Below are 12,429 nucleotides of genomic sequence, written 5' to 3'. Positions count from 1 at the left end.
GTATGACAGTGCTGTCCTTCGTGTTTTTAGGAAGTGCTTGGCTTTCTACGGTTATTAAATCGTGCAATGGTAGGGGCGTGATGCTTACAGCTGGATTGATTTGAACCTGACATGTTAATAACTGACTCTAGGGTGATGATTATGAAAGGCACGATTGTATGGGCGCGCGGTATTACTCAAAGACGAACGTTGCTCGCTTTGTTAGCGGTTTTTGTAACGTCTACTCATGGGACTGCTTTTGCGGCAGAAAACGCTATTACTAAAACAGCAGCGCCCAACCCCGTTCTTGTTTTATCTAACTCTGACACCCAGCCAGGCGTCGGGCTTGCGAGTTTCAATGTTTTGGCTGCGGATATTCCCCAAGGTACACTCATTGATCCCAAACAGTTGTTAGAGATTCAATGGAATACAACTTATTATCCTCAGGGCATTAGAGAAGTGGTACAGCTGTGTTACTCCCGGCCGTTCAGCTCTCAAGAGGACTGTAGGGAAATCTATCCAAATTCATCCGGGACATTGTCAGACTTTAATGCTCAGGCTTTCGGTCATGGCTCACGAGTCGTCATCTACCATCGTGTATTTGGCGGTACACCACGTTATGTAAATCCTGCCGGCACCGACTCAGTGACATTCCGATATCGATATTAATAAAACAAAAAGTACTCGCAGCCTATTTGGCTGCGGGTTGCTTTCCAGTTTTGACAATAGACTTTTCATCGCACCGTTGCTGTTTTCCCAAGCCAAGGTGAATGCTCATGGTCATTATCAATCCTGCCGCATCGTCGGCTTACAACCCCGTGGCAAACAGCTCAGTCAACGCCACGCCTCGCTCTTCGGTGTCGCCAGGCGATGAAGTCAAACCCGATACCTATGGTTCAGCAACCGATAGTGGCACCTTCAGCTCAGTCTCAATCCTGGCTCAGCAATTGAGTGAAGCCGCAACGCGTGCCGAAACCCGCATCGGCCAAAACGATACCAGCCTGCTCGACTCGATTACCGGCGATCAGTACCTCGTCAACCAAGCGCAGCACGACGCGCAGGTCCCCTCTACCGATAACCCGGATCTCCTGGCACGGGCTCGACAAGCGACCGGCTTCGTCAACGGTTCTGATACCAACCCGTTCAAGGGCCTCACACGCGATCAACTCCAGCTGATTGCCCACGACGACGGCGGGCCTTTCACCCTCAATGAGCGACGTGCCGCATGGGAAGAGCTGCGATCGATGGAGCCTCCGGCGCCGGCCAAGTCCAATTCCCACCGTGACCTCATGATTTCGCGCTTGTTTGGTAGCAACACCGAGCCACCGGTCGCCAAGCCACCGTTTACCTACCTCAATGGCACCCTGAACTCTAACCTTTTCCTTAACCGCGAGGATCGTGCCTTGTTCGCGGATATGTATGCTTATGCGCAGGAGCAGGGAGTGGATCTGGTTTATGTCGATGCATTGGCCATGACATTCGGTATTTATCGTCACTTCAGCGATGGCCGCCAGCTCTTGGGGGGCAACACCGGCTATGACGCGGAGCGGTATCGAGTGACTTTCGATTTCAAGCCGGAAGATGCTGCAATCGCCTCACGCGTCCTCAATGGTTCGGCGATCAACAGTACCCGTATCGACCAGGGTTTTTTGCGATACATCCTGCATCCAGACCATGGAGCGTTCATGAACATCGGGGGGATACCGTTCCTGGAGAAGATGGTGAACAAGTTCTCCAGCGAGGGCGATCAGCAACCGCCGCTGGGCAGCGAGTTCGCCACCTACACGCGAGTCCGGATCGAGGATCACATTGTTCGCACCACGGACAAGTCCATAAGGCTGCCGCCCTCCGAAGCACTCTCGGGTATCGTTAATGGCGTATGGGGCCTGACCGAAAAAGGCAAGGCGGCTGGCTATAGCATCGACCCGGTCACCGGCCTGATGAGCAAGCCAGCCAAAGCCCCTGACGATCAAGCGTCGCCGCCCTCTACCCTGAATGCCCCTGTGGATACGGCGCCCAATCGCAATGCCTTCGACGCCCTCGCAGACACCCGCGACCAGCCCACCGCACGATGGATCTGGCCCGGACATCTGTTCAAATTGATGAGGGGGTTCAAACCTTGAGGCTTGGGTGAAGACGGTCAAGGGCGGTCCTCTATCACCGCCGGTTGGGGGGCAATGGCGCAAGAGCGCGGCGTAGCCAGCCCCCGAGGCTTCTCAACGTCATGAGCGGACGTTAACGGCAGCGATTCGAAAGGCGCGGCTTCAGCGGGACTGAACACCGTGGACGTTCATCCGTTGGTCATAAATCAGACGGAAGGCACATAAGGTGTCTAAAGTTGTTCTGTACTGGGCAGATAAACCCTATGTCGTTTATATCCGCAACAACGTTCAAGGATCGAACTCATGACCCAGCGTCAAGCCAGCCGCATTTCCCCTACCGGTCATCCGCGTTTTCGCTGGTTTGCTTTCATCCCGGTCCTGCCCGCCGTCGTGTGGATACTGGTGCAATCAACTTCTGCGGCCAACCTGGCGGCCTGCGCGGTACTGGTGTTGATCGGCTTCGGTGCCTGTGCCTGGAGCGCGGGTTCGCAGCGTGACGCGACGCGGCGAGCCATTGCGCGTGCGCAGGCGGATCAGGCCGACGCGGACGCGGCACATAACGGCATGGCCGCGCGGGCACAGCTTGATGAAGTGTTGCTGGGCGCCATGCCGATCTGGGCCAAGCAGGTGGAAAGCTCGCGCCATCAGACCGAAGAAGCCATTGTGAGCCTGGCCAACCGTTTTACCGGCATTGCCGCACGGTTGCAGGAAACGGTACAAGCCTCGCAGCACGCTGCGGGTGAGCTGGATGGCCAGGCCGCCGACGGCGCGCTTGAGGTGCTGGCGCGCAGCGACAGTGAGCTGAGCCAGGTGATCAATTCGCTCAAGGCGACCCAAAGCAGCCGTGACCAAACCCTGGCCCAGGTCCGTAGCCTCACCGCCTATACCGGTGAACTGCGCACCATGGCCGCCGACGTGGCGGCGATTGCCGCGCAAACCAACCTGCTGGCGCTCAACGCGGCCATCGAGGCGGCGCGGGCTGGCGAAGCCGGTCGTGGCTTCGCCGTGGTGGCCGATGCGGTGCGCAGCCTGTCGAGCAAATCCAGTGAAACCGGCCAACAGATGTCGGCCAAGGTCGACATCATCAATAACGCCATTACCCAACTGGTACAGGCCGCGTCCAGCAGCGCCGACCAGGACAGCCACTCGGTGGCGGCGTCCGAAAACAGCATTCAAGTGGTGCTCGAGCGCTTCCAGAACATCACCGGGCGCCTGGCCGAGTCCGCCGACCTGCTCAAGCAGGAAAGCTACGGCATTCGTGATGAGATGACCGAGGTGCTGGTCAACCTGCAATTCCAGGACCGGGTCAGCCAGATCCTCAGCCACGTGCGAGACAACATGCACGCCTTGCATGACCACCTCCTGCAGGCCAGCCAGGCCCCTGACCAGGCGGTCGCCGTCGACGCCCGGCAGTGGCTGGCGCGCATGGAAGCCACTTATGCCACCGACGAGCAACGGCGCATCCATCATGGCGAAGCGGCCGTGCAGCAGAATTCTCAAGACATTACCTTCTTTTAGGAGCACCTCATGGCGAAGAATGTATTAGTGGTCGACGACTCCAGCAGTGTGCGGCAAGTGGTTGGCATTGCCTTGAAAAGCGCCGGTTACGACGTGATCGAAGCGTGCGACGGCCGGGATGCCCTGGGCAAGCTCACCGGGCAGAAGGTGCACCTGATCATCAGCGACGTAAACATGCCCAACATGGACGGCATCACCTTCGTCAAGGAGGTCAAGAAGCTGGCCAACTACAAGTTCACCCCGATCATCATGCTGACCACCGAGTCCCAGGAATCGAAGAAGGCCGAGGGCCAGGCCGCTGGCGCCAAGGCGTGGGTGGTCAAGCCGTTCCAGCCGGCACAGATGCTGGCAGCGGTCTCAAAACTGATTCTGCCCTGACACCCGGCGCCAGGGAGGCTCCCATGCCCATCACCCATGAAACGTTCGATGACACCACCCGCGTGTGCATTGACGGCGAACTGACGATCTACACCGTCGCCGAACTGGCGGGCGCGTTGCTGCCGCAGCTGGGCGCGACGCCACGCATGGCGCTGGACCTGTCGCAGGTCACGGAACTGGATGGCGCCGGCCTGCAGTTGCTCGCGGTCATCCAGCGTGAAGCCGGCATCGCCGGCACAGCCTTGAGCGTGATCGGCCAGAGCCAGGCGGTCACGCAGGCACTCCAACTGTGTCGCGGCGCGGTCTTGTAGTCAGCGCCATCCACGTTCATTGATCGACAAGGAAAGTTCAGGTGAGCATCAATCTCGATCAGGCACAGCAGACATTCATCGTCGAGGCGCGCGAGCTGTTGCAAGCCATGGAGCAATCCTTGCTGCAACTGGAAAGCGAGCCCGGCGACCAGGATGCCATTGGCGCGATTTTCCGTGCCGCCCACACCATCAAGGGCTCCGCCGGCCTATTCGGCCTGGAGCCTGTCGTGAGTTTTACGCATATTGTCGAGGACGTACTCGACCGCCTGCGCGACGGCAGTGTGGCGGTCGATGCCACGCTGATCGCGATGTTGCTCAAGTGCGGCGACCATATGCTCGAGTTGATCGACGTCGTCGCCCATCGGGGCGAAACGTTGCAGCCCGAGGCCCTGGAACGTGAAGCGGCATTGCGCGAGGCGCTGAGCACGTATCAGGCACCTGGCACCCCGGCCCAACGCGTCGAAACCGCCGCGGCCTGCACAGGCACTCCCACCGACGTGCTGTGGCACATCTCCCTGCGCTTCGGCGCGGATGTGTTCCGCAATGGCATGGACCCGCTGTCGTTTCTGCGTTACCTCGAGACCTTGGGGCAGATGATGCAGGTCACGATCCTCACCGATAGCATCCCGGCCTTGGAAAGCTGGGACCCGGAGAGCTGCTACCTGGGTTTCGAGATCGACCTGCGCTCGACAGCCAGCCACGCCACCCTCAACGAAGTGTTCGACTTCGTGCGTGACGATTGTGAAGTGCACATCGTTGCCGTCGACCCCACGCCCGACAGCGACCTGGGCAGCGAACAGGTCACGGCGGCAGAGCAAGGCGCCATCACGGCTTCGGCGCAGCGCCAGCCGGCCGCCAGCGAGGCGAAACCCCGGGACGGTAATTACGTGCGGGTCAACGCCGACAAGCTCGACGAGTTGATCAACCTGGTCGGCGAGCTGGTGATTGCCAGTGCCGGTGCGAGCCTGCTGGCCCGCTCCTGTAACAACGACCCTCTGCAAGAGGCCACCTCGACGGTATCGGGGTTGGTGGAAGAGATCCTCGATGGCGCCCTGCACTTGCGCATGATCCCCATCGGCGACACGTTCAACCGCTTCCGCCGCGTGGTGCGCGATATCAGCCAGGAGCTGGGCAAGGACATCGAACTGATCATCAGCGGCGCGGAAACCGAACTGGACAAGACGGTTGTCGAGAAAATCGGCGACCCACTGATGCACCTGCTGCGCAACGCCATGGACCACGGTATCGAAAGCGCCGATGCCCGGCGTGCGGCCGGTAAGTCGGCCAAAGGCCATTTGAGCCTCAATGCGTACCATGACTCGGGGAGCATCGTCATTGAAATCGCCGACGATGGCGCCGGGCTCCACCGTGAACGCATCCTGGCCAAAGCCCAGGAGCGCGGGCTGGTGGCCAGCGGTGCGGTGCTCACCGACCAGGAGATCTACAACCTGATCTTCGAAGCGGGTTTCTCCACCGCCGAGGCCGTGACCAATCTGTCCGGGCGTGGCGTGGGCATGGACGTGGTCAAGCGCAATATCACCCTGTTGCGCGGCACCGTCGACCTGGACAGCCGCCCCGGCCAGGGCACCGTGGTGCGCATCCGCCTGCCGCTGACGTTGGCGATCATCAATGGGTTCCTGGTGGGCATCGACCAGTCCACTTATGTGATTCCGCTGGACATGGTCCAGGAATGCATCGAACTGGATGAGCGCCAGCGCCAGTCCAGCCGCGACAAGGGCTACCTGGACCTGCGTGGCGAAGTGTTGCCGCTGGTGGACCTGCGCGACCACTTCAGCCACGAAGGCCCCGCCTCGCGCCGCCAGAATGTGGTGGTGGTGCGCTACGCCGAGCACAAGGCCGGGCTGGTGGTCGATGAGCTGCTCGGGGAGTTCCAGACCGTGATCAAACCCCTGGGCAAGTTGTTTGGCGCACTGCGCGGCATCAGCGGCTCGACCATATTGGGCAGCGGCGCGGTGGCCCTGATCCTGGATATACCGGCACTGCTCAACCAAATCGTACAACTGGAAGCCCGCACGACCCAGGTGCCTCAATCGCCACCGGCCGTCGCTCGCTGACGTATTCGCAACTCCATGGAGGTTCCCCGATGAAATGGTTCTACGATCTTAAGATTTCCACCAAGTTGATCAGCTCGTTCCTGGTGGTCCTGGCGCTTACCGCCGCCATGGGCGGCTTCGCCATCCACCAGCTCGGTGCGGTCAACCAGGCGGCCCAGGACATCAAGGGCAACTGGATGCCCTCCATGCGCGCAGCGGCCGGCATGCGTTTTTTTGCCGCCAACTACCGCTTGAAAGAAAACCGCCACATCGGTACCGAGATTGCCGAGGAAAAGGCCCAGGCTGAACGTGAGGCCGTGGACTCGCGCCAACAGTTCGAAACCCGCCTCGGGACCTATGAGCAGTTGTTGTCCAACGATGAAGACCGTCAGCTCCTGGCCAGCGTGAAAAGCGCCTGGGCCTCCTACCTGGCGACCAGCAAGCAGTTGCTCGAGCTGTCCCGGCAGAATCAGGAAGCCCAGGCGCGCGGTTTGCTCAGGGGCGAGTCCAAGGAGCATTTCGATGAAGTGACCAGCCGCTTGCAGAAAATGGTCGAGCTCAACGACGGCGGGGCGACCATTGCGGGTGACAAGGGCGCGGCGCTGTACGAAAGCGCACGCGTGTCGATCATCGCGGTGCTGATCGCCGCCTTGTTGATTGGCCTGGGCCTGGCGATGTTCATTGCGCGGATCATTTCCCGTCCGTTGAAGCAAGCCGCGACTGCCGCCGAGCAATTGGCCGAAGGCAACCTCAACGCCCACATCGAGCCGGGTGCCAAAGATGAAACCGGCATGGTGCTCAACGCCATGCGCAACATGGTCGGCAAGCTGGCACATATCATCGGTGAAGTACGCAACGCCGCCGATAACCTGGCCAGCGCTTCCGAGGAGGTCAGCGCCACTGCGCAATCGATGAGCCAGGCCACCAGTGAACAGGCCGCCAGCGTCGAGGAAACCAGTGCATCGGTCGAGCAGATGAGCGCCAGCATCAACCAGAACACTGAAAACGCCAAGGTCACCGACGGCATGGCCAGCAAGGCCGCCAAGGAAGCCACCGAGGGCGGCGAATCGGTACAGCAGACGGTGGTCGCGATGAAGAAAATCGCCCAGCGCATCAGCATCATCGATGACATCGCCTACCAGACCAACCTGCTCGCCCTCAATGCCGCCATCGAGGCCGCTCGGGCCGGTGAGCATGGCAAGGGGTTCGCCGTGGTGGCGGCCGAAGTGCGCAAGCTGGCCGAACGCAGCCAGGTCGCCGCCCAGGAAATTGGCGAACTGTCCTCCAGCAGCGTGGACATGGCCGAGAAGGCCGGCAAGTTGCTTGACGAAATGGTGCCCTCGATCAACAAGACTTCCGACCTCGTGCAGGAAATCAGCGCCGCGTCCGAGGAACAGGCCGCAGGTGTCGCGCAGATCAATACGGCGATGACCCAGCTCAACCAAGTGACCCAGCAAAATGCTTCAAGCAGCGAGGAACTGGCCGCCACCGCCGAAGAAATGAGCAGCCAGGCCGAGCAACTGCAACAGGCCATGAGCTTCTTCGTGCTGGATTCAACGCCCAAGGCCGCGGTTCAAAGCAGCAGCGTGGACAGCCCTGGCAGCAAGCCCAACCGTCAACCGCCACGCCCGAAACCACAGGCGCCGCGCAAGGCCTTCGCCTACAGCATGGCCAGTGCCCCGGACGAATCGGAATTCACCCGCTTCTGATCACAAGAATCGATGCGGGCCTACAGGGAGAATGACATGGGCGCAGTGATGACGACTCGGCATGCCGCGGTTGCGGTGGACGAGGACGCGCAATACCTGACCTTTATGCTTGGCGGCGAAATGTTTGCCCTCGGCATTCTGGGGATCAAGGAAATTATCGAATACGGCAGCCTGACCGTGGTGCCGATGATGCCCGCCTTCGTGCGCGGGGTGATCAACCTGCGTGGCGCGGTGGTGCCGGTGGTCGATTTGTCGGCGCGCTTCGGCCGGGCCAATTCGGCGATCACCCGGCGTTCCTGCGTGATCATCATCGAGGCGAGTACCGAAGATGGCCAGCCCCAGGACATCGGGCTGCTGGTCGATACGGTGTCTGCCGTGCAGGAGATCCCCGCCACGCAGATCGAGCCGCCGCCCAGCTTCGGCGCGCGGATTCGCGCCGATTTCATCAGCGGCATGGCCAAGGTCGACGGCAAGTTCGTGATTGTGTTGGAGGTGGACAAGGTGCTGTCCATCGATGAGATGTCCAGCCTCGCCGAGGGCGGCCAGGCGCCGGCTCTCGACCTTGACCTGCGTTGAGGCCCGACCATGCCAGACACCGCCGTTATCGACGATCGTGAATTCGGCCAGTTCCAATCCTGGTTGTACCGCGCTGCCGGCATCAACCTGTCGCCGGCCAAGAAAGCCCTGGTGGCCGGGCGCCTGTTCAAGCGTCTCAAGCACTATGAGCTGCAGAGCTATGGTGAGTATTTCAAGCTGATCATGAATGACCAACGCACGGGCGAACTGCAGGTTGCCCTGGATTTGTTGACCACCAACGAAACCTATTTTTTCCGTGAGCCCAAGCACTTCGACTTCCTGCGTCAACAGGTGCTGCCCAAGGTCGTGCCGGGCAAGGTGTTTCGCGTGTGGAGTGCGGCCAGCTCCTCGGGCGAAGAACCCTACAGCCTGGCGATGACCCTGGCCGAGAGCCTGGGCACCACCCCCTGGGAAGTGGTCGGTTCGGACATCAGTACCCAGATGCTGGCCAAGGCGCGCAGTGGTCATTACACCATGGAGCGCACCGAGACGCTGCCCCAGCCGCTGCTGACCAAGTACTGCCTCAAGGGCATTGGTCGCCAGGAAGGCACCTTCCTGATCGACAAGACCTTGCGTAACCGGGTCAATTTTGTCCAGGTCAACCTCAACGAAGCGCTGCCCGCACTCGGTGAGTTCGAGGTGATCTTCCTGCGCAACGTGATGATTTATTTCGACCAGCCGACCAAGAGCCAGGTGGTTGCGCGCCTGTTGCCGCTGCTCAAGCCCGGCGGTTACTTCATCATCAGTCATTCGGAAAGCCTCCACGGTGTGAATGACACCTTGAAGCTGGTGGCACCGTCGATTTACCGCAAGCCATGAAAAAGCCTGTCGGCGTGGCCGAAGTGGTATTGGCACCTGGGCAGGTCAGCTTTGCGACGCGGCCGACGCGCCTGCGCACTTTGCTCGGTTCCTGCGTAGCTATCACCTTTTGGCACCCGCAACGGCAGATCGGCGGCATGTGCCACTTCATGCTGCCGGGGCGCTTGCGCAACCATCAGTCCCTGGACGGCAAGTATGCCGATGAGGCCCTGGAACTGCTGGTGCAACACGCCCACCTCAATGGCACGCAGGCACAGGATTACCAGGTCAAGCTGTTCGGTGGCGGCAGGATGTTTCCCGAACAGCAACGCCAGCGGCCGACGCAGGACGTGGCCAGCCTGAATATTCGCGCGGCGCTGGCCTTGGCCGAGCGCTATCACCTGCACTTGGCGGCCCAGGACATGGGCAGTACCGGTTACCGCACGATCATGTTCGACCTGTGGAACGGCAACGTCTGGGTTCGGCACCAACCAATGGGAACACTTCAACAAAATGCCTAACAAAAAAATCAGTGTGCTGCTGGTCGATGACTCGGCCGTAGTACGCCAGGTGCTGCTGGCGATTCTCAGCGATACACCGGATATCCACGTGATGGGTGCCGCTTCTGACCCGATCTTTGCCATGGACAAACTCGCCCGGGAATGGCCGGATGTGATCGTACTGGACGTGGAAATGCCGCGCATGGACGGCATCACCTTTCTGAAGAAAATCATGAGCGAGCGGCCGACGCCGGTGGTGATCTGTTCTTCGCTGACCCAGAAAGGCGCGGAGACCTCCCTGCAGGCGCTGTCGGCCGGTGCCGTGGAAATCATCACCAAGCCCACGACCGGGCTGAAGAGTTTCCTGATCGAGTCGGCGGCCGAGTTGGTGGCCGCGATCCGTGCCGCGGCGAACTCCAACGTCAAGAACCTGGGAAAGCGCGCCGCCAGCCCGGCGCCGTCACTGGCCCCGCCCAGCAAGCTCAGTGCGGATGCGATCCTGCCCGCCAATGGCCACGCCATGGCACAGACCACGGAACGTATCGTCGCCATTGGCACCTCCACCGGCGGTACCCAGGCACTGGAGGCGGTGCTGACAGCATTGCCGAGGGTGTGCCCCGGCATGGTGATCGTGCAGCACATGCCCGAGAAATTCACCGCCTCCTTTGCCGAGCGCCTCAACAGCGTCTGCGAGATCGAGGTACGCGAGGCGCGCAACAACGACCGCATCCTGCCCGGCCTGGCCTTGATCGCGCCTGGCGGCAAGCACCTGATGGTCACCCGCAGTGGTGCCTATTATCACGCCCAGGTGATCGACGGGCCGCTGGTCAACCGGCATCGGCCGTCAGTGGATGTGCTGTTTCGCTCGGTGGCCAAGTTCGCCGGCAGGAATGCCACCGGCATCATCATGACCGGCATGGGCGACGACGGCGCACGCGGGCTCAAGGAGATGCTCGAGGCCGGAGCCGCCACGGTGGCCCAGGACGAGGCCAGTTGCGTGGTGTTCGGCATGCCCAAGGAGGCGATCAAGCTCAACGCCGCCCAGCGCATCATGGCGCTGGAGGACATTCATCAGGCGATCTTGTACAAGTGAAGGTGAACGCCAGCCAGTCATAAACATCGACGAGTCCCACTCAAGCGCACAAACCGGCGGATCTGGACGCAACTGCAGGCTACGGGGCAAGGCGCTAAGGCTTCTTGTAGGCCATGTACTCGTTCTGCAACACGATGTGATCGGCCAGGTACTTCGCGTCATGCCAAACCCCATAGATAAACGACGATGCGCGGTTCACCAGGTTTGGCAGGCCCAGGAAGTAGATGCCGCTCTGCGCCGAGATCCCGCGTTTGTGGAACGGCTCGCCGTTCTCGTCGAATGCATCCACCTTCAACCAGCCGAAATCAAACGTGAAGCCAGTGGCCCAGAGGATCGTGGTCACGCCGGCTTCGGCCAGGTTCAGGCTGAGGGTCGGGTTAATCAGGCATGCCGGGTCGGGCAGCAGCTTCCAGGCTTCGGGTTCCGGTGGAAATGCCAGGCCGTTCGACTCGATATAGGCATCCGCCTCACGCAGGACGTCAAAGTACGCACGATCCCCTTCGGCCACGTTCTCGGCCAGGCCGGGTTGGAAGGTCATGATGCCGTCGTTCCAGCCCTGGGTGACGCCCACCAGGTGGATGCCTTGGTGCGCCAGGCGCCGGAAGTCGACGGTCTTGCCCCCTTCGTAGCCGCTGACGGCGAAGGCAACGTGTTTTTTCTTCGGCTGGATTTTGACTTCGTCCCACAGGCCTAGGGCGCCGAGCCACCAGCAGTAGTCGCGGCCGCGGTAGGCGCGGGGAGGGCGGTAGTGTTCGCCGACCGAGAGGTACACGGTCTTGCCAGCCTTTTGCAGTTCTTCGGCGATTTGCGCGCCGGAGGCGCCGGCACCGACTACCAGGACGGCGCCTTCGGGCAGTTGGCCGGGGTTTTTATAGGTGGAGGAGTGCAGTTGGTGCAGCGGTGCGGTGGCGGGGACGATGTTCGGGATGGCGGGGCGTTGGAACGGGCCGGTGGCGGCCACCACGTTGGCAGCCTCGATCACGCCGGCCGAGGTGGTGACTTTGAAGCCGGGGCGGCCGACATGGCGCTCCACTTGGTGCACTTCTACGCCGGTGCGCACGGGCGCCTGTAACCGCTCGACGTACGCTTCGAAGTAGTCAGCCATGCGCTCCTTGGGCGGGAAGGCTTCGGGGGAAATGCCTTCGAACGTCAGGCCGGGGAAGCGGTCGTGCCAGGCCGGGCCATTGGCGACCAGCGAGTCCCAGCGCTCCGAACGCCAACGTTCGGCGATGCGGTGGCGTTCCAGCACGATATGCGGCACGCCCATCAGGGACAGGTGTTCGCTCATGGCGACACCGGCCTGGCCTGCGCCGACGACCAGGGTGTTGATGGTTTCTACTGACATGTGCGTTTCCTGGAAAGTGAGAGGTTTATCAGCGACGCCGACGTTCCGATGCGAGCGTTGTCGAAC

12 protein-coding genes are annotated in these 12,429 nt (G+C 61.1%); 11 read left to right on the top strand and 1 reads right to left on the bottom strand.

The window, feature by feature from the left end; genetic code table 11:
• Positions 1-141: 141 nt before the first annotated feature.
• From AB7933_RS23345 to AB7933_RS23295, 11 genes are all read left to right on the top strand, one after another.
• The gene (locus AB7933_RS23345; protein ID WP_143036974.1) at positions 142-648 is read left to right on the top strand and encodes a hypothetical protein; all 507 of its coding nucleotides are present in this window, start codon (positions 142-144) and stop codon (positions 646-648) included.
• 107 nt (positions 649-755) lie between these two features.
• Positions 756-2,102 (top strand): hypothetical protein, encoded by a 1,347-nt coding sequence (locus AB7933_RS23340; RefSeq protein WP_051448903.1) that lies wholly within the window; start codon positions 756-758, stop codon positions 2,100-2,102.
• A 282-nt stretch (positions 2,103-2,384) separates the two neighbouring features.
• A complete protein-coding gene (locus AB7933_RS23335; RefSeq protein ID WP_024076567.1) occupies positions 2,385-3,599 on the top strand; it encodes a methyl-accepting chemotaxis protein in 1,215 nt (404 codons plus the stop codon).
• A 9-nt stretch (positions 3,600-3,608) separates the two neighbouring features.
• The gene (locus AB7933_RS23330) at positions 3,609-3,977 is read left to right on the top strand and encodes a response regulator (RefSeq protein ID WP_024076566.1); all 369 of its coding nucleotides are present in this window, start codon (positions 3,609-3,611) and stop codon (positions 3,975-3,977) included.
• A gap of 23 nt (positions 3,978-4,000) precedes the next feature.
• Positions 4,001-4,288: an STAS domain-containing protein gene (locus AB7933_RS23325; protein ID WP_024076565.1), complete on the top strand. Its 288-nt coding sequence runs from the start codon at positions 4,001-4,003 to the stop codon at positions 4,286-4,288.
• Between the two features lie 41 nt (positions 4,289-4,329).
• Positions 4,330-6,363 (top strand): chemotaxis protein CheA, encoded by a 2,034-nt coding sequence (locus tag AB7933_RS23320; protein ID WP_024076564.1) that lies wholly within the window; start codon positions 4,330-4,332, stop codon positions 6,361-6,363.
• 29 nt (positions 6,364-6,392) lie between these two features.
• Complete coding sequence (locus AB7933_RS23315; protein ID WP_024076563.1) at positions 6,393-8,051, top strand: methyl-accepting chemotaxis protein; 1,659 nt, start codon at positions 6,393-6,395, stop codon at positions 8,049-8,051.
• 36 nt (positions 8,052-8,087) lie between these two features.
• Entirely contained in the window at positions 8,088-8,627 is a 540-nt protein-coding gene (locus AB7933_RS23310; protein WP_024076562.1) for a chemotaxis protein CheW, read from the top strand.
• Between the two features lie 9 nt (positions 8,628-8,636).
• Positions 8,637-9,446 carry a CheR family methyltransferase gene (locus AB7933_RS23305; protein WP_024076561.1) on the top strand — a complete coding sequence of 270 codons (810 nt, stop codon included), beginning with the start codon at positions 8,637-8,639 and terminating at the stop codon, positions 9,444-9,446.
• Positions 9,443-9,946, top strand: coding sequence for a chemoreceptor glutamine deamidase CheD (gene cheD / locus AB7933_RS23300; protein ID WP_024076560.1), 504 nt, complete (start codon positions 9,443-9,445; stop codon positions 9,944-9,946). The genes AB7933_RS23305 and cheD overlap by 4 nt, the downstream gene beginning before the upstream one ends.
• A complete protein-coding gene (locus AB7933_RS23295) occupies positions 9,939-11,018 on the top strand; it encodes a protein-glutamate methylesterase/protein-glutamine glutaminase (protein ID WP_024076559.1) in 1,080 nt (359 codons plus the stop codon). The genes cheD and AB7933_RS23295 overlap by 8 nt, the downstream gene beginning before the upstream one ends.
• 94 nt (positions 11,019-11,112) lie before the next feature.
• On the opposite strand, the gene AB7933_RS23290 is transcribed toward AB7933_RS23295, so the two are convergent.
• Positions 11,113-12,363: a flavin-containing monooxygenase gene (locus tag AB7933_RS23290; RefSeq protein WP_024076558.1), complete on the bottom strand. Its 1,251-nt coding sequence runs from the start codon at positions 12,361-12,363 to the stop codon at positions 11,113-11,115.
• Positions 12,364-12,429 lie beyond the last annotated feature (66 nt).

Origin of the sequence: Pseudomonas gorinensis (genome assembly GCF_042015035.1) — a bacterium.
Classification (GTDB): domain Bacteria; phylum Pseudomonadota; class Gammaproteobacteria; order Pseudomonadales; family Pseudomonadaceae; genus Aquipseudomonas; species Aquipseudomonas gorinensis.
This window is presented reverse-complemented; position numbering and strand designations above follow the sequence as displayed.